The 23,961-nt window shown below is 69.7% G+C and carries 24 protein-coding genes; 10 read left to right on the top strand and 14 right to left on the bottom strand.

Annotation, left to right across the window (positions count from 1 at the left end; all coding sequences use genetic code 11):
* Window positions 1-14: 14 nt before the first annotated feature.
* From EIL87_RS18520 to EIL87_RS18530, 3 genes are all read right to left on the bottom strand, one after another.
* Window positions 15-677 carry a C39 family peptidase gene (locus EIL87_RS18520; protein ID WP_233576360.1) on the bottom strand — a complete coding sequence of 221 codons (663 nt, stop codon included), beginning with the start codon at window positions 675-677 and terminating at the stop codon, window positions 15-17.
* A gap of 1,089 nt (window positions 678-1,766) precedes the next feature.
* Window positions 1,767-2,207, bottom strand: coding sequence for a nitroreductase family deazaflavin-dependent oxidoreductase (locus tag EIL87_RS18525; protein ID WP_125091821.1), 441 nt, complete (start codon window positions 2,205-2,207; stop codon window positions 1,767-1,769).
* Between the two features lie 84 nt (window positions 2,208-2,291).
* Entirely contained in the window at window positions 2,292-3,029 is a 738-nt protein-coding gene (locus tag EIL87_RS18530) for a LysR family substrate-binding domain-containing protein (RefSeq protein WP_125091822.1), read from the bottom strand.
* A 42-nt stretch (window positions 3,030-3,071) separates the two neighbouring features.
* On the opposite strand from EIL87_RS18530, the gene EIL87_RS18535 reads away from it, so the two are divergent.
* Complete coding sequence (locus tag EIL87_RS18535; protein WP_125091823.1) at window positions 3,072-3,470, top strand: DUF5997 family protein; 399 nt, start codon at window positions 3,072-3,074, stop codon at window positions 3,468-3,470.
* A gap of 99 nt (window positions 3,471-3,569) precedes the next feature.
* On the top strand, window positions 3,570-4,454 hold the full coding sequence (locus EIL87_RS18540) for an AurF N-oxygenase family protein (protein WP_125091824.1): 885 nt from the start codon (window positions 3,570-3,572) through the stop codon (window positions 4,452-4,454).
* A gap of 1 nt (window position 4,455) precedes the next feature.
* Here EIL87_RS18540 and EIL87_RS18545 read toward each other — a convergent pair whose 3' ends face one another.
* Complete coding sequence (locus EIL87_RS18545) at window positions 4,456-5,142, bottom strand: TetR/AcrR family transcriptional regulator (RefSeq protein ID WP_125091825.1); 687 nt, start codon at window positions 5,140-5,142, stop codon at window positions 4,456-4,458.
* A 258-nt stretch (window positions 5,143-5,400) separates the two neighbouring features.
* On the opposite strand from EIL87_RS18545, the gene EIL87_RS18550 reads away from it, so the two are divergent.
* Complete coding sequence (locus tag EIL87_RS18550) at window positions 5,401-6,303, top strand: AurF N-oxygenase family protein (protein WP_125091826.1); 903 nt, start codon at window positions 5,401-5,403, stop codon at window positions 6,301-6,303.
* Window positions 6,304-6,313: 10 nt separating this feature from the next.
* Window positions 6,314-7,780: a 4Fe-4S binding protein gene (locus tag EIL87_RS18555; RefSeq protein WP_125091827.1), complete on the top strand. Its 1,467-nt coding sequence runs from the start codon at window positions 6,314-6,316 to the stop codon at window positions 7,778-7,780.
* 37 nt (window positions 7,781-7,817) lie between these two features.
* Here EIL87_RS18555 and EIL87_RS18560 read toward each other — a convergent pair whose 3' ends face one another.
* Entirely contained in the window at window positions 7,818-8,252 is a 435-nt protein-coding gene (locus EIL87_RS18560) for a MarR family winged helix-turn-helix transcriptional regulator (protein WP_125091828.1), read from the bottom strand.
* A 56-nt stretch (window positions 8,253-8,308) separates the two neighbouring features.
* Here EIL87_RS18560 and EIL87_RS18565 point away from each other — a divergent pair, with 56 nt between their 5' ends.
* Window positions 8,309-8,848, top strand: a complete 540-nt coding sequence (locus EIL87_RS18565) for a cupin domain-containing protein (protein ID WP_125091829.1) — start codon at window positions 8,309-8,311, stop codon at window positions 8,846-8,848.
* A gap of 58 nt (window positions 8,849-8,906) precedes the next feature.
* Here EIL87_RS18565 and EIL87_RS18570 read toward each other — a convergent pair whose 3' ends face one another.
* The gene (locus EIL87_RS18570) at window positions 8,907-10,349 is read right to left on the bottom strand and encodes an MDR family MFS transporter (protein ID WP_125091830.1); all 1,443 of its coding nucleotides are present in this window, start codon (window positions 10,347-10,349) and stop codon (window positions 8,907-8,909) included.
* Window positions 10,350-10,775: 426 nt separating this feature from the next.
* Complete coding sequence (locus tag EIL87_RS18575; RefSeq protein ID WP_125091831.1) at window positions 10,776-12,134, bottom strand: PepSY-associated TM helix domain-containing protein; 1,359 nt, start codon at window positions 12,132-12,134, stop codon at window positions 10,776-10,778.
* 168 nt (window positions 12,135-12,302) lie between these two features.
* Here EIL87_RS18575 and EIL87_RS18580 point away from each other — a divergent pair, with 168 nt between their 5' ends.
* Window positions 12,303-13,187 (top strand): formylglycine-generating enzyme family protein, encoded by an 885-nt coding sequence (locus EIL87_RS18580; protein ID WP_407690555.1) that lies wholly within the window; start codon window positions 12,303-12,305, stop codon window positions 13,185-13,187.
* Window positions 13,188-13,264: 77 nt separating this feature from the next.
* Here EIL87_RS18580 and EIL87_RS18585 read toward each other — a convergent pair whose 3' ends face one another.
* On the bottom strand, window positions 13,265-14,194 hold the full coding sequence (locus tag EIL87_RS18585; RefSeq protein WP_325049482.1) for an LCP family protein: 930 nt from the start codon (window positions 14,192-14,194) through the stop codon (window positions 13,265-13,267).
* Between the two features lie 416 nt (window positions 14,195-14,610).
* Here EIL87_RS18585 and EIL87_RS27520 point away from each other — a divergent pair, with 416 nt between their 5' ends.
* Window positions 14,611-15,015 carry a hypothetical protein gene (locus EIL87_RS27520; protein ID WP_233576361.1) on the top strand — a complete coding sequence of 135 codons (405 nt, stop codon included), beginning with the start codon at window positions 14,611-14,613 and terminating at the stop codon, window positions 15,013-15,015.
* 129 nt (window positions 15,016-15,144) lie between these two features.
* Here the strand turns inward: EIL87_RS27520 and EIL87_RS18595 are convergent, their stop codons facing one another.
* Complete coding sequence (locus tag EIL87_RS18595; RefSeq protein WP_125091833.1) at window positions 15,145-16,308, bottom strand: LLM class flavin-dependent oxidoreductase; 1,164 nt, start codon at window positions 16,306-16,308, stop codon at window positions 15,145-15,147.
* Window positions 16,309-16,548: 240 nt separating this feature from the next.
* Here EIL87_RS18595 and EIL87_RS27965 point away from each other — a divergent pair, with 240 nt between their 5' ends.
* Both EIL87_RS27965 and EIL87_RS18600 read left to right on the top strand, forming a co-directional pair.
* On the top strand, window positions 16,549-16,629 hold the full coding sequence (locus tag EIL87_RS27965; protein ID WP_407690561.1) for a putative leader peptide: 81 nt from the start codon (window positions 16,549-16,551) through the stop codon (window positions 16,627-16,629).
* A gap of 55 nt (window positions 16,630-16,684) precedes the next feature.
* On the top strand, window positions 16,685-18,013 hold the full coding sequence (locus EIL87_RS18600; RefSeq protein WP_125091834.1) for an MFS transporter: 1,329 nt from the start codon (window positions 16,685-16,687) through the stop codon (window positions 18,011-18,013).
* Window positions 18,014-18,090: 77 nt separating this feature from the next.
* Here the strand turns inward: EIL87_RS18600 and EIL87_RS18605 are convergent, their stop codons facing one another.
* The 5 genes from EIL87_RS18605 to EIL87_RS18625 all read right to left on the bottom strand — a co-directional run bounded on the left by EIL87_RS18605 (window position 18,091) and on the right by EIL87_RS18625 (window position 22,824).
* Window positions 18,091-18,495: an FHA domain-containing protein gene (locus EIL87_RS18605; RefSeq protein ID WP_125091835.1), complete on the bottom strand. Its 405-nt coding sequence runs from the start codon at window positions 18,493-18,495 to the stop codon at window positions 18,091-18,093.
* Window positions 18,496-18,724: 229 nt separating this feature from the next.
* On the bottom strand, window positions 18,725-19,546 hold the full coding sequence (locus EIL87_RS18610; protein ID WP_125091836.1) for a carbohydrate ABC transporter permease: 822 nt from the start codon (window positions 19,544-19,546) through the stop codon (window positions 18,725-18,727).
* Window positions 19,546-20,475 (bottom strand): carbohydrate ABC transporter permease, encoded by a 930-nt coding sequence (locus tag EIL87_RS18615; RefSeq protein WP_125091837.1) that lies wholly within the window; start codon window positions 20,473-20,475, stop codon window positions 19,546-19,548. Before EIL87_RS18615 ends, EIL87_RS18610 begins: the two co-directional genes overlap by 1 nt.
* Window positions 20,472-21,830: an ABC transporter substrate-binding protein gene (locus EIL87_RS18620; protein ID WP_125091838.1), complete on the bottom strand. Its 1,359-nt coding sequence runs from the start codon at window positions 21,828-21,830 to the stop codon at window positions 20,472-20,474. Before EIL87_RS18620 ends, EIL87_RS18615 begins: the two co-directional genes overlap by 4 nt.
* Window positions 21,823-22,824 carry a zinc-dependent alcohol dehydrogenase family protein gene (locus tag EIL87_RS18625; RefSeq protein ID WP_125091839.1) on the bottom strand — a complete coding sequence of 334 codons (1,002 nt, stop codon included), beginning with the start codon at window positions 22,822-22,824 and terminating at the stop codon, window positions 21,823-21,825. The genes EIL87_RS18620 and EIL87_RS18625 overlap by 8 nt, the downstream gene beginning before the upstream one ends.
* A 130-nt stretch (window positions 22,825-22,954) precedes the next feature.
* Here EIL87_RS18625 and EIL87_RS18630 point away from each other — a divergent pair, with 130 nt between their 5' ends.
* On the top strand, window positions 22,955-23,944 hold the full coding sequence (locus tag EIL87_RS18630) for a sugar-binding transcriptional regulator (protein ID WP_125091840.1): 990 nt from the start codon (window positions 22,955-22,957) through the stop codon (window positions 23,942-23,944).
* The last annotated feature ends 17 nt before the right edge of the window (window positions 23,945-23,961 follow it).

Genomic DNA, 23,961 nt, shown 5'->3' on the forward strand with positions numbered 1-23,961 from the left:
TCACCCGGAGGTGATCAGGCGACGTAGCCGCGGGGCTGCGTCAGCGAGGTGAGCTTGTCGAGGCTCAGCCAGTACTCCTTGTTGCCGGAGAAGTTCGCCGGGTCGGAGATCTTGACGTTCTTCTTCTCCGCGTCGTAGCCGGTGACCGCGACGTAGTGGTAGATCGTCTTGCTCGACGGGTACCCGGGCGGCTGGTTGCCGGGCTTGGCGACGATGTTGGCGACCATCGCCTTACCGCTGTCGATGTTGCGGACGGTGTCGTCCCACAGTTCCTTCTTCATCTCCGGGGAGATCTCACGGCTGCTGAGGTCCTTGGCCTCGTAGTGAGCCCCGGTGTTGCCAACCAGCTTGTTCAGGCCGTCAGCGACCTGACCGACGTGGTCGGTGCCGTTGGTCGTGGTGCCGAGGGTCTTGGCCATCTCGGACTGCGACGGCAGGTCGCCGGTCTTGCTGGACATGGCGATGCGCGTCGCCGCGGGCCCGCACCAGTAACCGGTCTTCTGGGCCTCGTAGCTGACGGGCAGCTGCTTGGTGACGGCCTGCGGCTTGATCTCCGCGGGCTTCTGGTCCTCGGCCTTCGGGGCGGCCAAGGCGACGGGGGCTTCGGGGGCCGCCGGGGACAGGACGGGGGCGGGGGCGGGGCTTTGCACACCGACCGGCTGCGTAGCGGTGTTCACGCTGTGCTGCTCGGTCGCTGATTCGGCGCTTGCCAGTGCACCGAGGCCCAGGGCTGCGGCCAATCCGATCGGGGCAACCGCAACTGCGAGCCGGGGCATGTAGGTCTCCCTTTCGAGGCGGGATCATCACAACTTCATATCCTTACGCCAAGAAACCCTCCTTTAATGGGCCGAACGGAGCAATCCATTGAGGCCTGCGCCACCATGTCACCCTTCGTCACGTGATCGCCCCACAACGTCACGACCAGGCACAATGCCTGCGCGAACGCGATCGACTTCCTTTCTGAAAAACTGTGCGTGAACAGGTGGGCACCGGACGCAACAATTGCGATGCGCTGCGCGAGCTCTCAATTCACACAGCGTGGCACCGGTACAGGTCCGGTCTGTGGTCGAACGGTCACGAATTGTTCCGAGGTAACCGACATCACATCTGCACCTGCCTGGGAGCGCCTCCGGAAGCGCCGCACCGGGCTCCGTGGAAGCCCTCGACCCGGGCACAACGGGTGACCGACTCCGGCCGCACCCGGCTCCGGCGGGAGGCGGCTGAAGGCTCCGGTGGGCGCCGGGGCCGCTGAGCCCTGCCGGACACAGGTCGTCCTGCAGGCTCACCTCACGGCTCGTGGGCAGCCCTGGACGCGGTTTCCGATCCCGAGTGCCGCACCGGCCCTCGGCCGCACGGTGTTCCGGTGGACGCCTGGTGTCGCCGGACGCCGTGCAGAACCGGAGTCGCACGAGACGACACGGCGGTGAGGACCTCGCCGCCCACCTGATGACCGGAAGCGCACCGCGGCACACGGATGTGGCCGCGCCGAGCCTCCCGCCCGGGACGGGCAGCAGACCGCGGCTCTCGCGCGCACCGCCGAGGGACGCCCTCCCCGCCACCCGCGCGCCAGCCACAACGCAACACCTCCACCACGATCACCCCGAGGTGCTGCACCCGCCCCTTGACCCCAGAACGCGAAGTTCGCAGGGGACGCCCCCGCGTGGCCGAACGGAGCGGGCGACTGCCCTGGCCACGCCGCGTGGGCCTTCACCGTGCGGCACCGTCGGTCGGGCAGCGACGGTGGGTTGCCTTCGCGGGAGCTCGGCTCAGATGTCGACGGGTTCCAGGAGGACGACGGGGATCAACCGGTCGGTCTTGGTCTGGTACACGGCGTAGTTCGGGAACGCGGCCACCGCGCGGTTCCACCACAGCTCGCGTTCGTCGCCCTCCAGCTCGCGCGCGGTGTAGTCCCGCCGCACCGGCCCGTCCTGCAGCTCCACGGTCGGGTGCGCACGGATGTTGTGGTACCAGAAGGGGTTCTGCGGTGCGCCGCCCAGCGAAGCGACCACGACGTAGCGCCCGTCGTGCTCGACGCGCATCACCGGCGTCTTGCGGATCTTGCCCGACTGGGCGCCCTTCGTGGTGAGCACGACCACGGGACAACCGTGCATCGTCGCGCCCTCGGCACCGCCGGAACTCTCGTACTTCTCGACCTGCTCGCGCACGAAACCGGTCGGGCTCGGCGCGTACTCGCCGGTCAAGGGCATCGTCGTACCTCCATCACGAACCGTGCTGTGATCACGACAACACCACAGGTCCGAGGCGCATTCCGCACCCGCCACCCCACCGGGTCACCGGCGGCGCGGCTTGCGCCCCCTCGCCCCGGCCGGGCCCCGGCTCGGCGTGGGCTTGCGCGGCTGGGCCTTCTTGCTGGAGGAGGGCTTGCTCGGGGCCTTCTTGGTCTTGCGGGCGGGCTCGGACTGCTGCTTGCCGCGCGTGCTGTTGACCGTGCGGCCGCGCACGATCCCGATGAACTGCTCCACCAGATCGGTGGTCTCACCTTCGATCCACGTCAGAGCGACGGAGGATTCAGGCACGTCGCGGATCGGCCGGTAGGTGAGGTCCTTGCGGTGGTGCAGCCGGGCCAACGACTGCGGCACGACCAGCAGTCCGACACCCGCGGCGACCAGCACGATGGCGTCGGCGGTGGTGGCCGGCCGCTCGATCGCCGGAAGTCCGGGCGGCCGCTCCCAGTCGAGGGCGTCGTCGAGCGGGTGCAGCACCACGTCCTCGGCCAGGTCTTCGGGCGTGACCTCGTCGGCGGCCGCGAACAGGTGGTCCTTGGGCACGACGACCACGGTCTGCTCGGTGTAGAGCGGGATCGCGTGCAATCCGGTGCGGTCGATCGGCAGCCGCAGCAACGCTGCGTGGGCCTCGCGTCCTCGGACCAGGTCGACGGCGTCGGCGGCCGAGGTCTGGACGAGGTTGAGCGAGACCTCCGGTTCGCGCTCGCGCCACTTGCGCGCCCACTTGTCGGGCGTGACTCCGGGGACGTAGCCGAGGTCGAAGGAGGGGGCCGACTCTGTCACCTGGCCAGACTACCGGCCGGAGTCGCCCGTTACGCTGGCCGGATGACGTCGCGCAAAACCGTCCAGACGATGAAGCCCGCCACCGCGGCCAAGAAGCTGGGTGTGCTGCTGGAAGCCACCCCCGCAGAGTTCCAGGAGGGCGTCGTCTCGCGCGATGAGCTCAACGCGCTGCAGACCGACCCGCCGGAGTGGTTGCGCGACCTGCGCCGCAACGGCCCGCACCCGCGTCCCGTGGTCGCGGCGAAGCTGGGCATCTCGATCAGCGGCCTCAACCGCAACGGCTACGGCGATCCGCTGACCACCGAGCAGATCAACGCCCTGCGCGACGAGAACCCCGAGTGGCTCCAGCAGGAACGCGCCACGCGCGTCGAGGCTCGCCGCGCGGAAGAACGCGCCCAGCTGCGCAAGGCCGAGAAGGCCCAGGCTCGCCAGAACGCTTGATCCACTCGCCCCGCCTGAGGAGTTCAGGAACGGGGCAGTGTGGGGTACGGTCGTGTTCCTGTTACTTCCAGTCACAGCGTCGTGCGCGGAGGTGTGGACATGGCCGTCCGGGACGTCGAGCAGGACTTCTCCCGACTGCTGGGATCGTCGCAGGTGCTGTCCTACGACCCGATGACCGAGATCGACTGGGACGCGCCGCTGCGGCCCGACCAGTACGGGTTGAACCCGGAGTGGAGCACGCTCTACGGCACGCCGCTGTGGGACGAGCTCACCGAGCAGCAGCGGATCACGCTCACCCGGCACGAAGTCGGTTCGATCATGAACACCGGCATCTGGTTCGAGATGGTCCTGCAGCAGATGATCCTGCGCGACCAGTACGCCGAGGACCCCGCGACGTCCGAGTTCCAGTTCGCGCTCACCGAGATCGCCGACGAGTGCCGGCACTCGCTCATGTTCGCCCGCATCTGCCAGAAGCTCGACGTTCCCGCCTACTCCCCTCCCCAGGCGATCGTGGAGGCGGCGCGCCTGCTCAAGAGCACCGCGGGTGGTGAGATCGCCTACGGCGGCACCCTCGTCGCCGAAGAGGTCCTCGACGTGATGCAGCGCGACTGGATGCGCGGCGAGGACGTCCTCGACATCGTGCGCACCAGCTCCAAGATCCACGTGCTGGAGGAGTCCCGGCACATGAAGTTCGCCCGCGAGGAGGTCGAGGAGCACGTCCGGGGGGCGAACACCGTCCGACGCCACGCCAGCGCGTACCTGATCGCCCTGATCTCCTGCGGCATCGTCTTCAGCCTCGTCAGCCCGCAGGTCTACCGGAGCGTGGGCATCCGGCCCCGCACCGGCCTCGCCGCGGCTCGGGCGAACGAGCACCGGAAGTCGTTGATGCGCAACGCGTGCGGGAACCTCATGGCGTTCCTCGACGAGGCCGGGCTGCTCACCCCGGCGTCGGTCCGGCTCTACCGGCGCGTGCACATGGTCTGAGTCAGTCGGCCGGATCCGCTTCCACCAGCGGTACGTCCGGGTCCAACTCGATCCCGTACACCTGCAACGACTGGTCGAGCAGGTGCCAGGTCCAGTCGCAGAGCCAGTCGGTGAGCTCCTCGAGGGTGATCCCGTCGGGCTCCTCCATCCAGCTACTGGCGCCGGACTCGACGAGCCCGACGATGCCGAACGCGAGCGGCTGCACGATCGGGACCTGGACGCCGAACTGGTCCAGGAAGTGCTGGAACAACCCGGTGACCTGGCGGGCGATGACCGTCTTGACGTCGGTGATCACGTTCTGCCCGGCCTGACCGGTCGCCGAGTTCCTGCTCAGGTAGCGGTAGAGGTTGCCGTGCTCGGCCAGCCAGTTGGTGTGCGCTCCGATCGCGGCGCGGATCATCTCGTTCGGCGTGCCGTGCGGGTTGAACATCGGCGCGAGCTCGTCGGTGACCATCTCGGCGGCGCGCGCGGCGATCGCCGCACCCAGGTCGGCCGTGTCGGTGAAGTACTTGTACAGCCGGGGCCGGGCCACGCCGGCCTCCTCGGCCATCTGCTCCACCGACACGTCGGGACCGTGCTCGGCGATGGCTCGCAGGGCCGCATCGACGAGTTCTTCCCGGCGCTTCTCCCGGTACCCGGCCCACCGGGCGCTGCGCCCGTCCACCTGCCCTGTCGTTGATGCGGTCACCCACGAAGTCTAGAACCTGGCGCGCACTCACCCGAAGATCACCCTGGCGGGGGTGGGCTGACATGTCGCGCGACATGTCAGCCCACGCCCGTCTGGGGGACGTAGCCGCCCGAACCTGCGGTGGTGCCGGGTGTGCTCCCCACCTGCAGCGTTCCGCCGGACCCCGGTCGGGTCGACGAAGGTCTCCGCAAGAGCCGTTTTATGGGGTACAGTCTGTACCTGTTACTTCGAGTACGACTGAACTGCGGAGGTGCGCACATGACCGCCGTCGATGTTGCCGGCAAGGGCGCCGAGCAGGACTTCTCCAGCCGATTGCTGGCGTCCTCCCAGACGCTCTCCTACGACCCGAGCACGGAAATCGACTGGGACGCTCCGGTGCCACCGGACCAGTACGGGCTCAACCCGGAGTGGAGCACGCTCTACGGCACGCCGCTGTGGAACGAGCTCACCGAACAGCAGCGAATCACGCTGACCAGGCACGAGGTCTGCTCGATCATGAGCACCGGCATCTGGTTCGAGATGATCCTGCAGCAGATGATCCTCCGGGACCAGTACGTCAAGAACCCCGCGAACTCCGAGTTCCAGTTCGCGCTGACCGAGGTCGCCGACGAGTGCCGGCACTCGCTCATGTTCGCCCGCATCTGCCAGAAGCTCGAAGTCCCCGCCTACTTCCCCAGCAGGTTCGTCATCGAGCTCGCGCGGGGGCTCAAGAGCATGGCTTCCGGCGAGGTCGCCTACGGCGCCGGACTCGTCGCCGAGGAAGTGCTCGACGTGATGCAGCGCGACTGGATGCGCGGCGAGAACGTCCTCGACATCGTGCGCACCAGCTCCAAGATCCACGTGGTCGAGGAGTCCCGGCACATGAAGTTCGCCCGGGAGGAGATCAAGGAGCACATGCGCAGCATCGGGCGGGTCAAGCGCCACACCAGCGCCGCGATCATCAGCATCGCCGCCTACGTCATCGTCAACGCCCTGGTCAGCCCGAAGGTCTACACCGCGGTCGGGATCGACCCCAAGCGCGCGCTGGCGGCGGTCGAGGCGAACGAGCACCGGAAGTCGTTGATGCGCAACGCCAGCGCCGGTCTCGTGGAGTTCCTCGACGAAGCCGGTCTGCTCACCCGCACCTCCACCGCGCTCTACAAGCGCGTGCACATGATCTGAGCCGGCGGCGATGACCTACGCGATCACGCAATCCTGTTGTGCCGACGCATCGTGCGTGTCGGTGTGCCCGGTCAACTGCATCCACCCCACGCCGGACGAGCCCGACTTCGGCACCACCGACCGGCTCTACATCGACCCGCGCGCCTGCATCGGCTGCGGCGCCTGCGCCGATGCGTGCCCGGTCGACGCGGTGTTCCCGGTCGACAAGCTCACCGGTGAGCTGTCCGTGCACGCCGAGATCAACCGGGAGCGGTTCACCGACGTCCCGGCCGAACACCCTTGGGGCGAACCGCACTTCCCGCGGTCGCTGCCGTCCCACGCCGCTGCGCCGAGCGTGGCGGTCGTGGGGACGGGGCCGGCAGCCGGGTACGCGGTGCAGTCGCTGCTGCGCTCGACCGACGCCGAGATCACACTGATCGACCGGATGACCACTCCGGGCGGTCTGATCAACTACGGCGTGGCGCCGGACCACCCCAGCACCAAGCAGATCGGGCGCACCTTCGCGACCAGCTTCAAGCACCCGAGGGTGCGCATGCACCTGGGCGTCGAGGTCGGCCGCCACGTCAGCCACGCCGAGCTGACCGAGCACCACAACGCGGTGGTCTACGCCGTGGGCGCACCCGGTCACCGCACGCCCGGCCTGCCCGGTGAGGACCTGCCCGGCACGCTCGCCGCGCGCGAGTTCGTCGGCTGGTGCAACGGGCACCCGGACGTCGCCGCCGACGCCGTGGACCTGTCGGCGGAGCGCGTCGTGGTCGTGGGCAACGGCAACGTCGCGCTGGACGCGGCCCGACTGCTGCTGAGCGATCCCGACGAGCTGGTCGGCACCCCGATCGCCGAGCACGCGCTCGCCGCGCTGCGCACGAGCCGGGTGCGCGAGGTCGTGCTGCTCGCTCGACGGGGACCCGAGCACGCGGCGTTCACGCCCTCGGAGTGGGTCGGGATCCAGCACCGGCTGGCCGGACGGATCGTGGTCGACGGCCACGGTGGTGCGGGCGAGGCGATCGCGGGGGCCGAGGACGGTCCCGCCGCGCTGCTGCGCGGGCTCCCGGTCGAGGACGTCGACTGGGACTGGGCGCCGGCGGGCGACCGCCGCCTGGTGCTGCGGTTCACCTCCGCCCCGTCGGAGGTCCTCGGCACGACCCAGGTGCGGGCGATCCGGGTCGGCGACGGCACGGCCACCCGCGACGTGGAGACCGGCCTGGTTCTGTGGTCGGTGGGCAGCCGCGGGGTGCAGGTACCGCAACTGCCCTTCGACGAGAAGACCGGGACCATCCCGAACACCGGTGGCCGGGTGCAGCCGGGCACCTACGTGGTCGGGTGGGCCAAGCGCGGAGCGGCGGGCGGCATCGGCGCCAACCGGTCGTGCGCGTCGGAGACGGTCGACGCCCTCCTCGACGACGCCGCGGCCGGACGCCTGCACAGGCCCACCAAGGACGGCAAGGCGTTCACCAAGCTGCTGCGCTCCCGCACGTGAGCGCGTGCTGGTCCGCCGCGAGACCTCTCGGGGCGGATCAGCTCTCCCGCAGCCCTTCGTCGAGGCGCACCAGCAGCTTCCGCAGCTGGCAGAGCTCGTCGGCGCCGAGGTGGTCGCCGAGGGCCTGCTCGATCGCGCGGATGCGGTCGGCCGCGACCCGCAGCGCCGCCCGCCCGGCCGGCGTGGCCACGACCTGCCGGGCGCGCCCGTCGGCCGGGTCGGGTCGGCGCTCGACGTAGCCGCACCGCTCCAGGTGCGTCACCAGCTCACCCATCGCCTGCTGGGTCATCCCGGCGGCTTCGGCCAGCTCGGACACCCGCGATCCCGCAGGGTCGAGGTAGCGGAACACGGCGTAGTGCGCCGGACGCAGCTCGTCGCCGAGCTCGGCGCGCAGGCCGTCGTTGAGCCGCCGCTCGAACGCGGTGGCGCTCTGCACGAGCAACCTGAGCAGGGTCTGGCCTTCCGCCGACATGGAAAGAAGGCTACCTTGCTAATTACGAAGGCAGCCTTCACACGGGGGTGGGTGCGATGCCGGACACGCTGGTCTTCCGCGATGGTCGCCGGGTCACGTTCGTCGACGAAGGCAGCGACGAGCAAGGCCCGTTCCTGCGCATCGAGCACCGGCTGCCACGACCCGCGCGGCAGGCGGGCCCGCACTGGCACCCGCTGCTGACCGAGCGGTGGACCGCCCGGCGGGGACGGCTGTGGTTCCGCATCGACGGACGGGAACTCACCCTCGGGCCCGGCGAGTCCGCCTCGGCCGGAGCGCGTCAGGTCCACGAGTTCCGCACCCTGACCGCCGACGTCGTCCTCGACCACGAGGTCCGCCCGCCGCTGCGGCACCGGCGCATGTTCGAGCTCTGGCACGCCCTGGACACCGCCGGAGCGACCACCCGTTCCGGGCTGCCGCGCAACCCGCTCGCGCTGGCGCTGCTCTGGGAGGCCCAGGACGGTTACCTCGCCAGGACCCCAGCCTGGCTCCAGCGCGCGTTCTTCGGCGGTCTGGCCCGGCTCGCCCGAATCCTGCGTTACGAGCAGCGCCTCCCCGGCGCCACCGCACCGGTCTGAGAACGCTCCCGGGAGGTCGGACTGCTCTGCTCAGTCCGCCCCCCGGGAGCAGTTTCCGTCAGTGCACCGCCGCCGGGGCGCCGTGCCCGTCGGTCTTGCGGATGAACAGGGCCGTGCCGAAGGCGAGCAGACCGATCACGCCGGCCACGACGAACGCCGTGCGCAGACCCGCGGCGTCCGGGATGCCGGCCGGGTTGGTCGAGGTCAGCGACGACACCGTCACGAACACCGCCGTGCCGAAGGCGCCCGCGACCTGCTGCAACGTGCCCAGGATCGCGCTGCCGTGGGAGTAGAGGTGGTCCGGCAGCGCGCCCAGCGACGAGGTCATCAGCGGCGTCATCATCAGACTCAGCCCCAGCATGAGCAGCAGGTGGAAGCCGATCACCGCGCCGAGCGAGGAATCCGGGCTCAGCGTGGCGAACAACCACAGCGACACCGCCATCGCCGCCGCACCCGGGATCACCAGCGGGCGCGGGCCGATGCGGTCGAACAACCGCCCGACCGGCCGGCCCATCAGACCCATCAGCAGACCACCGGGCAGCACCGCGAGGCCGCTGACGAACGTGCTCGTCCGCAGCACCGTCTGCAGGTAGAGCGGCAGCAGGATCGCGGCCGCGCCCAGCAGGCACATGAACAGCAGCGCGGCCAGCACGAGGGCGACCACGAACGAGCGGTGGGTGAACGGGCGCAGGTCGAGCAGCGCCTTGTCGTCGCGCTGCAACCGCAGCTGCCGGGCCACGAACACGGCCAGCGCCACGGCACCCACGACCAGCGGCACCCACGGCGGAACGGTGTGCCCACCACCGGCCTCACCGATGGCCGACAGGCCGTAGAGCAGCCCGCCGAAGCCGAGCGCGGACAGCAGCACCGACAGCAGGTCCAGCGGCACCGCGCGGGTTTCGCCTTCCAGCCGCATCCACACCGCACCGATGCCCAGCGCGATCAGCGCCAGCGGCAGCACGATGAAGAACATCCAGCGCCAGCCCAGCGAGGACAGCACCGCACCGCCGATGGTCGGGCCCACCGCGGGGGCGACCGCGATGACGATCGTGATGGTGCCCATCGTGGCGCCGCGCTTGTCAGCCGGGACCAGGCGCATCGCCGAGGTCATCAGCAGCGGCAGCATCACCGCGGTGCCCGCCGCCTGCACCACGCGGCCGAGCAGGAGCACCGCGAACCCGGGTGCCAGCCCGCTGATCAGCGTGCCGAGGCTGAACATCGCCATCGCGGCGAGGAACACCTGACGTGGGGTGAAGCGCTCCCGCAGGAACCCGGTGATCGGGATGATCACCGCCATGGTCAGCAGGAACCCGCTGGTCAGCCACTGCACGGTCGTGGTGGAGACGTGGAGGTCGACGGTGAGGTCGCGCAGCGCGACGCTCAGGATCGTCTCGTTGAGGATCATCACGAACGCCGAGGCGACCAGCACGCTGAGCAGCACGCTGGCCCTCGGCGGTGTGGTCACCCGCTCAGGTTCCGCGATCGCGGCCGTCTCGGTCATGGGTCGTCATGCACCTCGTTCGTGTGGGGCCAGGTGGTGGCCGCTGTTCCTCCCGGCCGGGATGCCGCCCGGGGTCGCCTCGTCGCTGACGGGTGGCGTGGTGGAGGCCGCGCGCGACCGCGAACCGGTCCTCCCGGGTTCGGTGTGCGCGACGGTCGTGCGGGCGCGGGCTGTCAGCAGTTCCTGCGCCGGGGAGTCACGTGGACCCTCCCCTTCGCGAGCATGCTCATCCCCCCAGAGCTCCGGTCCACCTCGGCGCCCGATCCGGACGACGACGTCCGTCACGATCTCGTGCGAGCGCGCGGACGCATCCCTCAACGCACCAGACCTCTCCCATCATCCGCGATCGTCAAACTGATTTTGCCGGGATGATCGAGGAACCGTGCGCACCAGCGGTGTTGGCGAAGCGGATGACCGACGTCACGTTCAGCCGCGAGCGGCCCGCCACCGGCCCAGCGCCGTGTCGAGCACGAGGAAGCCCAGCAGCGAGATCCCGAGCAGCGGCAGGAAGATCGCCACGAGCAGCGTCACCGCGCCCAGCGGCAGCAGCACGCGCAGCGGCACCTGGCGCCAGGCCCCGCGGGCGCTCGGAGCGCCGAAGGTCCCTGCCGGGCGGCGGTGCCACCACATCCGGTAGCCGAGGACGATCACCGTCAGCAGCGCCACCACCAGTGCCGCCAGCACGAGTTGGTTCACCAGGCCGAACAGCAGTCCCATGTGGGCGTCGACGCCCCAGCGCGCGAGCTTGGCCATGAGCGGCCAGTCGGCGAACCGCACCGTCTCGACCACCTGACCGGTCGTGGCGTCCACAGCCACCGCGTCCTGCTGGGTCGGCCAGTGCCGCTGCACCTGCTGCACCACGTAGGCGCCGCCGGAGGTCGGTGGGCTGAGCTCGACCGGCCCGGTCACACCCTGCGCCTCCGCCACGCGCAGCACCCGGTCCGGACCGACGTCGGTCCCGGTGTGCGCGGCGTGCCCGCCGTGCCCGTGGTGGCCCTGGTGCGCCGAGGTGGCCGACACCGTCGGCGTCTCCCACGAGAACGCCTCGCGCACCGCCGTCACGTTCGCGCCGGCGTGGACCGACCAGGTCAGCCCGGTCGCCGACAGGAACAGCAGTCCCACCGCGGTCCAGGTGCCGAGCACGCCGTGCCAGGACAGCAGCCGCTTCCGGCCGCGCGCACCGGTGTCCGGGAGCACGAGGCCCGTGCGGGAAGCGCGGCGGCGCCGGAACCACAGCAGCAGTCCGCCCAGCGCCACCACCCACAACCAGCTGGCGGCCAGTTCGCTGTAGAGCCTGCCGGGCTCGCCGAGGTGCAGGCCCCGGTGCAGGTTGTCGACCCAGGCGCGCACCGGCAGGGCCTGGCTGTCGCCGTAGGTCTCCAGGACGCCCCGGACCTCGGCGGTGTGCGGGTCGACGAAGACCGTGCGGCGGAAGCTCTCCTCGAGGTCGGGGGCCGCGAAGATGACCTGCGTGGTGTCGGTCGGCGTAGGTGCCGTGCGGATCGACATCAGCGACGCGCCGGGCAGCGCCGCCTGGGCCACCTCCAGCTGGTCGTGCACCGACACGGTCCGCGGGCTCGCCGGCACGTGCAGCTCGCGGCTGTGCACCAGCTGCTCGAGCTGCGGGGTGAACACGTACAGCAGTCCGGTGGTGGCCGCGACGACCAGGAACGGAGCGATGAGCAGTCCTGCGTAGAAGTGCAGGCGCAGGACCAGCGGGCGCAGCGCCGCCCCACTGCTCGTGGTCCTGCGCTGCTCGCCGGTGGTGGTCTCGCCCGTGCTCATCTCGTCTCCGTCCGCGCGTGGTGCTCCTGGTGCAGATGTCGGTGCCGGGTGGGTCCCGGTTCCCGCGCGTTGCCGTCGTCACACCCGGCGCCGTCCAGGGCGGTCCGCGCCGGTCGCGCGCGGGTAACGTCGTCGCGCAGCGCAAGACGAGTTCGGGAGGTGTGCTGAGTGGCGGGCTGTTGCCCTCCGTCGCGTTCCGGTCCGGCGTCCGGCCCGGAGCAGCAGGTCACCCGGGGCAGCGGTGACCTGGACGGCATGGTCGTGCTGCCCGGCGGCGTGTTCCGGATGGGGACCGAGGACCCCGACGGGTTCCCCGACGACGCCGAAGGGCCGATCCGCGAGGTCCGCGTGTCCTCCTTCGCCATCGACCCGTGCGCGGTGTCCAACGCGCGCTTCGCGGACTTCGTCGACGACACCGGCTACGTCACCGAGGCCGAGCGGTTCGGTTGGACCTACGTCTTCGCCAAGTTCCTGCCGGGACACCTGCGCAAGGAGTCACCGCGCCCGGAGCAGACCCCGTGGTGGTGCGGCGTCAGCGGCGCCTCCTGGCGTCACCCGGAAGGGCCCGGCAGCGACGTGGAGGGCCGCTGGGACCACCCGGTGGTGCACGTGTCCTGGCACGACGCGGCCGCCTACTGCAAGTGGGCGGGCAAGCGGCTGCCGACCGAGGCCGAGTGGGAGCACGCGGCGCGCGGCGGCCTCGACCAAGCCCGCTACCCGTGGGGCGACGAGCTCACCCCGGGCGGCGAGCACCGCTGCAACATCTGGCAGGGGCAGTTCCCGGTGCGCAACACCGCCGAGGACGGCCACGTGGGCACGGCACCGGTGAATTCCTTCGAGCCCAACGGTTTCGGATTGCACAACGTTTCCGGGAACGTGTGGGAATGGTGCGCGGACCGGTTCTCCGAGAACTCCGACAACCGCGCGATGCGCGGCGGTTCCTACTTGTGCCACGACTCCTACTGCAACCGCTACCGGGTCGCGGCGAGAACGTCGAACACACCGGACAGTTCGAGCGGCAACCTCGGTTTCCGCTGCGCCGCCGACGCCTGAAGGAATTTCGTCCGCGAAGAAGAGCTCCGGCGCCCAAGAGGAAGAATTCATTCCTCTTGGGCGCCGGAGCGCCTGACTCACTTTCCGGTGACGATGACTTCTGCCGGGACCTCGGTGTCGTTGGCGAGAGCACCGAACAGCGTCTCGGCCTTGTCGCTGTCCCACTTCACGACCGACGCGCCGTCGCTGGTCTCGCCGAAGCCGGACATCGGGACCGTGGTGGTCACACCCTGACCGGAGGCGATCCCGTTCATCGCGAACGCCAGGCCGGCGAGGTGCCAGACGTGGTCGTGGGTGTCGACGATGAACGCGCCCGAGGTGTCCAGGATCAGCGGGAACAGTCGCAGCGGGTTGAGGAAGACGGCCGGCGAGGCGGCCTTCTCGGTCAGCGCGGCGAGGAACTCGCGCTGCCGCTCGACCCGGTCCAGGTCACCGCGAGCGGAGGCGCGGGTGCGCACGTAGCCCAGCGCCTGCGGGCCGGTGAGCTCCTGGCAGCCCGCCTGCAGGTCGAGGTTGGCCTTCGGGTCCTGGATCGGCTCCTCCACGCAGATGTCCACGCCGCCGATGGCGTCGGTCATGTCGGCGAAGCCGCCAAGACCGATCTCGGCGTAGTGGTCCACGCGCACGCCAGTGGAGGCCTCCACGGTCTGGGCCAGCAGCTGCGGGCCGCCGTAGGCGAAGGCCGAGTTCAGCTTGTCCTTGCCGTGCCCGGGAACCGTGACGTAGGAGTCGCGCGGCAGGCTGACCATCGTGGGCTTGCCGCCGCTCTCCGGGATGTGCACGAGCATCACGGTGTCGGTCCGCCGCCCGGCGGTGTCACCGGTCCCGAGCTCGGCCTGGCGCTCGGGGTCCAGACCCTCGCGGCTGTCGGAACCCACCAGCAGCCAGTTGGTTCCGGGGCCGTCGGCGGGACGCTCACCGGAGGCCGGCAGCGCGTCCTCCCGCTTGAGCGAGAAGTCCACGTAGATCAGGAAACCGACCAGCGCCAGCACCAGGACCAGGAGCACGGCGAGGATCTTCTTGCCGGGGCTGCGGCGTTTCGGTCGATGGTGAGGTGGCTGCGCGTGTAGCATCTGTTGCTGAGCGTAATTCATCTGCCATCCGAAGAAGTCGATTGTCAGGCACGGTTTTTCGCGCTCCCCGACCTAGCGCGGCGGGCGAGCATGGCAGACGATCGTGCCTTCGGAATAGGACCAACCCCACAGCTTTCGGCAACGATGCGGCCACGGCGGGATCACGCGGGAACAACGTTCCACACTGGCGCTGAAACCACTTCTCGGAACAACGACTCCGAAATTCCTGGGCAGCCACGGGTTGTAGGAATCCTTCCACTTTCGACCGTCGATCGTGGCGATCCTCGCAGCACTTCTGCATTCGCCGCGGGGTTGTTCTGAACGCTCTTCGACAACCACAATCGCGCACCATGAATTACCCGCCGCCCCAAGGCCACGGCCCGTACCCGCCCCAGCAAGGCGGGCCCTACCCGCCGCAGGGCCGCGGCTATCCCCCGCAGCCGCCGTACGACGAGCACTACGAGGAACGCCGCCGCCGCGAGGAGAACTCCGACCGCGTGGCGAACATCGTTCGCGTCGTCCTCGGCGTGGTGCTCACGATCTTCCTGCTGCACGTGCTGTTCGTCGTCTTCGACGCCAACCAGGGCAACGAGTTCGTCTCGGTCGTCTACGTGCTGGCCAAGACGCTGGTCCTGGGCCTGGGTGATGTGTTCACCCCGGACGACGCGCTGCTGGGCGTGGTCCTGAACTACGGCCTGGCCGCCCTGGTCTACCTCGTCATCGGCCAGCTGGTCATCAAGTCGCTGCGCCGCTGAGCCAGCCGGACACGGCCGCGACGTCACCGTGCAGCACGCTCCGCTGCACGGTGACGTCCTCCGGCACGACGTGGTCGAGCCTCCCCCGGGTGACGCGCTCGACGGGCGTGACCGACCTCCTCGCTCGGCTCAGGATGCGGGCGAGGGCGCTCCCGCGAAGGGGATGCTCGCCGCGGCGGACTCGTCCGCCTCCCGGGCCGGGTGCCGCCAAAGACCCTTGCGCTCCAGGATCGGCAGGACTCCCTCGCCGAACCAGTACGCCTCCTCCAGGTGCGGGTGCCCCGACAGCACGAACTCGTCGATGCCCAGCGCGTGGTACTCCTCGATGCGCTCGGCGACCTCGGTGTGGCTGCCCACCAGCGCCGTGCCCGCACCGCCGCGCACCAGGCCGACACCGGCCCACAGGTTCGGGTAGATCTCGAGGTCGGAGGTCGAGCCCCGGTGCAGTTCCAGCATCCGCTTCTGCCCCTCGGACTCGCTGCGGCCCAAGCCCGCCTGCACCTGCTCGATGACCGACGGGTCCAGGGCGTCGAGCAGCCGCTGCGCCTCCGCCCAGGCCTGCTGGCTGGTGTCGCGGCTGATCACGTGCAGCCGGATGCCGAAGCGCAGGGTGCGCCCCTGCGCGGCCGCCAGCTCGCGGATCCAGCTGATCTTCTCGGCCACCTTCGACGGCGGCTCACCCCAGGTCAGGTAGACGTCGGCGTGCTTGGCGGCGACATCGCCGGCGGCCGGCGAGGACCCGCCGAAGTACACGGCGGGCACCGGGTCGGGCACCCGGGTGAGCTCGGCTCCTTCGACGCGCACGTGCTCGCCGCTGAAGTCGACCCGCTCGCCGCGCCAGAGCCCGCGCACGACCTCCAAGAACTCGTCGCACCGCGCGTAGCGGGCCTCCTTGTCCAGGAAGTCGCCGTAGGCGCGCTGCTCGTGGCTCTCACCGCCGGTGACGACGTTGAGCAGCAGTCGCTTCCCGGAGTGCCGCTGGAAGGTGGCGGCCATCTGCGCGCCGAGCGTCGGCGAGAGCAGACCCGGCCGGAAGGCGACCAAGAACTTCAGCCGCTCGGTGACCTCGGCGAGCATCGCGGTCGACAGCCAGGCGTCCTCGCACCACGCGCCGGTCGGCGTCAGCGCGCCTTCGAAGCCGAGTTGCTCGGCGCTGCGCGCGATCTGCCCCAGGTAGGCCAGCGTGGCCGGTCGGGCGCCACCGGCGGTGTGCGTGGGAGTGCCGTGGCCGCCGCCGACGAGGTAGCGGCTGTCGCCGTAGGTGGGCAGGAACCAGTGGAACGTCAAAGACATCTGCTTCTCCTGAAGTCCGATGTGGACTGCCGATCGGGATGTGCGCGAGGAGGGTCAGCTGCGACAGGCCTGCGCGGCCACGCGCAAGAAGTCCACGTGGCGGCGGCGGGTCAGGAGTTCCACGGGTTCATCGTTGGTCCGAGATCGGCGTGAAGTCAACGGGCGGGCAGCGCGTCCCAGGAAGTGGACGATCTCGACACCACTTGACCTCGGGCCCGCCAGCCTCGCACGCTTCCAGGCGTGCTGCCTTCCGCACTGCTGACGACGCGCCACCACGTGGACCTGCTCCGGGTGGCGTCCGCGGCGTGTTCGGGTTCCTGACCCGTTCCCGACACACGTTCTCAACCGGCTGGACGCCGGGCCCTGGGAGGCAGCGATGACCGCGGGCCTGAAGCCTGCTCCCGATGTGCGCGACGTCTCGCGCAAGGACGTCCGCACCGTGATCGTGTCGAGCCTGATGGGCACGACCGTCGAGTGGTACGACTTCTTCCTGTACAGCACCGCGGCGAGCCTGGTGTTCGACGAGCTGTTCTTCCCCACCGACGACCCGACGGTCTCGACGATGCTGGCGTTCGCGACGTTCTTCGTCGGCTTCGTCGCACGCCCGCTGGGCGGGGTGCTGTTCGGCCACGTCGGCGACCGGATCGGACGCAAGCGCACGCTGGTCAGCACGATGCTGCTGATGGGCCTGTCCACCGCGGCGATGGGTGCGCTGCCCACCTACGAGCAGGTAGGGCTGCTGGCACCCCTGCTGCTGGTGCTGCTGCGCGTGGTGCAGGGCCTGGCGATCGGCGGCGAGTGGGCCGGTGCGGTGCTGATGGCCGTCGAGTACGCACCACCCGGCAAGCGCGCCTGGTACGGCGCCTGGCCCCAGGTCGGCCTCGCGCTCGGCCTCGGCCTCGGCACCGGGCTCTTCGCCTTGCTGGGCAACGTCCTCGACGACGAGCAGTTCCTCGGCTACGGCTGGCGGATCGCGTTCGGCGTGAGCATCGTGCTGGTGCTCATCGGCCTGGTGATCCGGTTGCGCGTCGCCGAAACACCGGCGTTCGAGCGGATGCGGACAACCCAGGGCGCCGCGAAGGCTCCGCTGGTGGAGCTGTTCCGCGACCGCACCACGCGCCGCAACACCCTGCTGGGGCTGCTGTCCCGGTGGGCGGAGGGCGCCGCGTTCAACACCTGGGCGGTGTTCTTCCTGTCCTACGCGACCTCGTCGCTGCACCTGCCGCGCAACGGCGTGCTGGTCTCGGTGATGTTCGCGTCGGTGACCCTCGCCGTGCTGCTGCCGGTGTTCGGCCGGCTCACCGACCGCATCACGCCGCGGCGCGCCTACGCGTTCGGCGCGGGGTTGTTCGCGCTCGCGGTCTACCCCGCGTTCCTGGCCTTCCAGACGCGGGACGTGCTGCTGTCCGGACTGATCATCGTGCTCGTGCTGGGCGTGGTGCACGCGCTGCTGTACGCGCCGCAGGGAACCCTCTACGCCCAACTCGCACCGGTCCGCTCGCGCTACACCGGGATGTCGTTCGTCTACCAGTTCTCCGGCATCTACGCCTCAGGTCTGACGCCGCTGGTCATCACCGCGCTCATCGCCGCCGGCGCTGGCTCGCCCTGGCTGGCGTGCGGCTACCTCGTGCTCACCGGCCTCATCGGCCTCGGTGCCACCTTGGCGTTGCGACCCGCGGACCTGCACGAGAACGGGCAGGCCTGATCGAGGGTGACGTGCCGGCGCGGGCCGACCGGGGGCGCTTCGAAAACCCCCGGTCGGCCCGCGCCACGCACCGGGGCTCACAGACCCGTGCGGTAGGTGAAGCGGGCCTTGCCCACCCAGATCTCGTCGCCGTCGTGCAGGACCGCGGTGTCGACGGGCAGCCTGTTGAGGTAGGTGCCGTTGAGCGAACCGCCGTCGACGAGGACGTGGTCGTCACCGCGACGCCGGACCTCGGCGTGGTGCTTGGACACCGTGAAGTCGTCGATCACGATGTCGCTCGAGGAGTCGCGGCCGATCGTGGTGCGCTCGCCCTGCAGCACGAAACCGCTGCCGACCGCGTTCCCGCGGTTGATCACCAGGCGAGGCTTGCCGCTGAGCTCGTCGGCGGCACGGGGCGCTGGAACCTCATGAGGAACGGACGCCCGGCGGGCGTGTTGGTCGCCTGCGTTCCACGCGGACGTGCCGATCCTGGTCTGTTCCATGGTCGTCTCCCTGGCCAACAAGCGTCAAACCTCCGAAAAGCACCAACCCGTGACTGAGCGGTTACGGACAGCATGCCGAACGGAGGGCCGCAAGCGCTAGGTCCAACGTCCTTGATTCACCACTGGTGGCACACGATGTGAGCCATGTCTCCCATCTTCGGGGGAGATTTTCCTGCCAGACCGTCGGATCGCGCGAAAGTGCGTTTCCGGCGGCCTGGCCACTCCGGCACTACTTCACCGCACCCATCGACAGACCGCGCACCAGGTGGTTCTGCGCGACCCAGCCGATGACCATCACCGGCAGTGAGGCCAGCAGCGCCGCTGCTGACAACTGCGCCCAGTACAGGCCCTCGCTGGTGATGAAGCCGACCAGGAACACCGGCACCGTGCCGGCCTGGGCGGCGGTGAGGTTGACCGCGTAGAAGAACTCGGTCCAGGAGAAGATCACGCAGATCAGCGCGGTTGCCGCGATGCCGGGTGCCACGACCGGCAGCACAACCCGGAACAGCAGCACCGGCAGCGGCGCGCCGTCGACGCGGGCGGCCTCGACCATCTCCCGGGGAACTTCCAGGAAGAACGAGCGCATCATCCACACCGCCAACGGCAGGTTCATCGCGGTGTAGAGGATGACCAGCGCCCAGACGTGGTCCAGCAGACCGATGTTCTGCGAGATGACGTAGAGCGGGATGATCGCCGCCACGATCGGGAGCATCTTCGTGGACAGGAAGAACCCGAGCACGCCCTGGGTACCGGGCACCGCCGCGATGGACAGCGCGTAAGCGGCCGGGATCGCCAGCAGCAGCACCAGCAGCGTCGACACCACCGTCACGAACGCCGAGTTCCCCAGGTACGGCACGAAACCGCGCTCCAGGATGCCGGCGAACTGGCTCAGCGTCGGTGTGAACAGCAGCTTCGGCGGGTCGGTGTAGGCGTCGGACTCCTCCTTGAAGGAGGTCAGCACCATCCACAGCAACGGGAAGACGAACAAGATCGCCACGATCCAGGTGAACGCGGTCAGCGCCCACCGGCCGCTCGGGTTCGCGGTGGGCATCAGCGCACCTCGCTCAATCCGAAGGTCCGGAACATCAAGCGCAGCGCGAAGTTCGCCACGATCAGGGTCAGGATGACCACGACGACGCCCATCGCCGAGGACTGGCCGATGTCGAAGCCCTCGAACGCGCGCTGGTAGATGTAGTAGGGAAGGTTGGTGCTCGCGGTACCGGGACCGCCCTGCGTCATCAGGAAGATCGCGTCGAAGCTGTTGACGATGTAGATCGCCCCCAGCAGACCGGCCAGCTGCAGGTACCGCGACAGCTGGGGCAGCGTGATGGACACGAACGTGCGCCACCGGCCGGCGCCGTCGACCGCCGCGGCCTCCAGCACTTCCTTGGACTGGCCCTGCAGGCCGGCCAGGATCAGCAGCATCATGAACGGCGTCCACTGCCAGGTGATCTGCGTCATCACCGACGCCAGCGGGTACTCCGCCAGCCAGTCGGTGTCGCCGCCGAGGACGAAGTTCAACAGCCCGTAGGTCGGGTCGAACATCGTCGTCTTCCACAGCAGCGCGCCCGCAGCGGGCAGGATCAGGAACGGTGTGATCAGCAAGGTGCGAACCACGCCGCGTCCCACGAACTTCCGGTCCAGCAGGACGGCCAGCCCCAGGCCGAGCAGCATCGAGGCGAACACGCACACCACCGTCAGCACCACGGTGTTGACCAGCGCGCCGCGGAACTGGCTGTCGGCGAACACGTCGACGTAGTTGCGCAGGCCCACGAAGTGCCGCGATCCCGGTCGCACCAGGTTCCAGGACTGGAACGAGTAGAACACCGTCATCAAGAACGGGACCTGCGTCACCAGCACAGTGAACAGCAGTGCCGGCAACAAGGGCGCGCGGCGCAGCCAGGCGCTCGAGGCCGCCGGTTCCTTCTTCGGCACCACCGGCGCCCGAACTTCTCCTTCTTCGACGACCGTTTGGCTCATCGCGTCTCCCGGTAGGCCTCACCGACGGTCTCGGCGTACTCCTGGGACTGCTCCAGGGCCTCGTCGACGGTGATCCGCCCGGCGATGGCCGCCGACAACTGCTGGCTGATCCGGGTCCCCAGGTCCTGGAACTCGGGGATGCCGACGAACTGGATGCCCGGGTACGGCACCGGGTGCGCCATCGTGTTGGCCTGCTGCGCCTTGTCGATCCCGTCCAAGGTCGGCTTGGCGTAGGCGGCAGCGGCCTGCTGGTACTCGGGGATCTCGTAGGTCGACTTGCGCACGCCCGGCGGAACCCGGTTCCAGCCGAAGGCGCCGCCGACCTGCTTGACGAACTGCTTGGAGGTCATCCAGCTCATGAACCGCCAGGCGGCGTCCTTGTCCTTGGCGACCTTGGGCATCGCCAGCGACCAGGTGTAGAGCCACCCGGCTTCGGGGGTGCGCTCGACCGGTGCGGACACGTAGCCGTTCTTGCCGACGACCTTGCTCTCGGCGGGGTCCTCGTTGGTGCCGGCCATGACGGTCGCGTCGTACCACATCGCGGCCTGGCCCTGCGCGTAGTGCGTGCCGCACTCGGAGAACCCGGCGCTGGAAGCGCCGACCTCCCCGTGCTCGCGGACCAGGTTGACGTAGAACTCCGCCGCCCGCTTGAACTCCGGTGAGGTGATCTGGGCGTTCCAGTCCTCGTCGAAGTAGCGGGCGCCGAAGGTGTTGGCGACCGTGGAGAACGGCGCCAGGCTCTCGCCCCAACCGGGCTTGCCGCGCAAGCAGATCCCCGCGACGCCGGCCGCGGGGTTGTCGAGCTTGGCGGCGAAGTCGGCGATCTGCTGCCACGTCGGGTGTTCCGGCATGGTGAGGCCTGCCTGCTCGAAGAGGTCCTCGCGGTAGGTCAGGAACGACGACTCGCCGTAGAACGGCACCGCGTACATCGATCCCTGGTGCGACAGCGAATCCCGGATGCTGGGGATGAAGTCGTCCGGGTCGTAGCCGGGGGTGCGGTCGATGTAGGGCTGCAGGTTCTCCAGCCACCCGTTGGCCGCCCACTGCGGGGTCTCGTAGTTGCTGATCATCACCACGTCGAACTCGCCGCCCTGGGTGGAGGTCGACGCGGTGATCTTCGCACGTGCCTGGTTCTCCGGCAGCTGCACGAACTTCAGGTTGATGCCGGGGTTGTCCCGCTCGAACTCGCTCTTGAGCGCGACCGCGTCCTCCATCTGCGGGTTGGACACGATCGCGATCACCAGGGTTCGGCCACCGGAGCCGAGGGCACCGGCTCCTGCGCAACTGGTCAGCAGCAGGCCGACCACCGCGAGCAGCGCGAGCCGCACCCGGCTGCGCCGCAGCCACTCAGGCATCCGCACCTCCGGGCAGCACCTGGACCTTGAGACCGGCACCGCTGCGCATCAGCTCGAGCGCCTTGCCGAACTCCTCCAGCGGCAGCGCGTCGGTGAGCAGCTCGTCGCTGTTGATCGCACCCATCGCCATGAGGTCCAGCGCCGGGCCGAAGCTGTGCAGCACCGCCATCGAACCGACGATCTTGATCTCGTCGTTGTAGATGCGGAAGGGGGACAGGGAAATCCGCGCGTCGGCGGGGGCGACGCCGAACACCAGCAGCCGCCCGCCGCGGCGCACCTTGTCGAAGGCGGTCTCGATGGCCGGGGCGGCACCGGTGCAGTCCACGGCGGCGTCGAAGTTCGCCTCGAGCTCGCCGGCGTCCTCGACGGCGGCGACCGCACCCAGCCGCTCCGCGCGCGGGAGCCGCGCGCCGTTGCGGTCGGCCACGGTGACCTGCGCGCCCGCGCGCTGCAGCAGCTGCTGCACGAGCAGGCCCATCGTTCCCGCGCCGATGACCAGGAACCGCTCGCCGGCTTCGACGCCGATCTGGCGCACGCCGTGCACCGCGCAGGAGACGGGCTCGACCAGCGCGCCCTGCTGCCACGTCATCTCGTCGGGCATCCGGTAGCAGTTCGCCGACGGCACCGCGACGTACTCGGCGAACGCGCCGTCGACGGTGTCGCCGGTGGCTCCCCAGTTCGCGCACAGGTTGCCGTGGCCGTTGCGGCAGGGCGTGCAGTAGCCGCAGAACAGCGACGGGTCCACCGCGACCCGGTCGCCGACCCGCCACTCGCCCGGCACCTCCGGCCCGACCTCGACGACCTCACCGGCGAACTCATGCCCCGGCACGATCGGGTAAGGCGTGGGCGGGAAGTGCCCGTCCGCGATGTGCACGTCAGTGCCGCAGATCCCCGTGGCACCGACCTTCACCACCAGCTGGCGCTCCCTCGGTACCGGATCCGGTACGTCGCCCACCCGGGTGGAACCGGGCTCGTCGATGATCGCGGCGCGCATGACACCTCCGCCTCCAGAGCGCTCATCTGAGCGAACTGCGCTGTACTCGGCCCTGAATCTGAAAGGCATTGAAGAGGTCCACAGGTCACTGCGTCAAGCTTTCACGCCGCTTTCACGCTAGAGTGCTCATATGAGCACCACTCGACCGCGGAGCGGACTGATCGACACCATGACGGCGGCCGCCATCGCACACCGGTTCTTCGTGGCCGGGCGTTCGAAGCTGGAGATCGCCGAGGAGTTCGGCATCAGCCGCTTCAAGGCCGCCCGCGTCCTGTCCTCCGCGCAGGAGGACGGGCTGGTGAAGATCTCCTTCGAGTTGCCCTTCCCGGTCGACGTGGAGCGATCCGAACAGCTCCGGACGGCCTACGGGCTGCGCCGCGCGCTGGTGCTCAACCGAGCGCAGTCGAGAACCGATCGGGCGGAGCTGCGCCGCCGGATGGGCGCCTTGGCCGCGCAGCTCCTCTCCGAGATCACGGTGGGAGGAGACGTCATCGGCCTGTCGTGGGCGCGCTCGGTCAACGCCATGGCCGAGGCGATCCGCAGCCTCCCGAAGTGCCCGGTGGTGCAGCTGTGCGGCGTCCAGGCGGGCATGGACATGCGGGACCGCTCGGTGGAGACGGTCGGCCGGGTGGCCGCGGTCAGCGGCGGCGAGTCCTACCCCATCTACGGGCCGCTGGTGCTCCCCGACCGCCGCACCACCGAGATCCTGCGCGCCCAGCCGGGCATCGCGGAGACCTTCGAGCAGTTCCGGCACCTGACCAAGGCGGTGGTGAGCATCGGGGCGTGGCAGGACAACGAGTCCACCGTCTACGACGCGCTCAGCCCTGCCGAACGCGAGTCGATCCGCGAGCTCGGCGTCACCGCCGAGATCGCCGCCCGGCTCTTCGACGCCGACGGCAACGCGGTGTCCACCGGTCTCTCCCACCACGTGCTGGCCATCCCGCACGAGCAGCTCCGCGCGGTCCCCGAGGTGATCGCGGTCGGCTACACGACGCCAAAAGCGCGTGCCATAGACGCGGTCCTGCGGTCCGGCATCGTCAACACCCTCGTCACCGACGCCGAAGCAGCGGACCGCCTCCTCCACCTCGTCTCCGAACGGCCCGTGTCCCGCCCGGCCTGACCGAGCCCGACGACCGT

This window comes from Saccharopolyspora rhizosphaerae, from assembly GCF_003931915.1.
GTDB lineage: Bacteria > Actinomycetota > Actinomycetes > Mycobacteriales > Pseudonocardiaceae > Saccharopolyspora > Saccharopolyspora rhizosphaerae.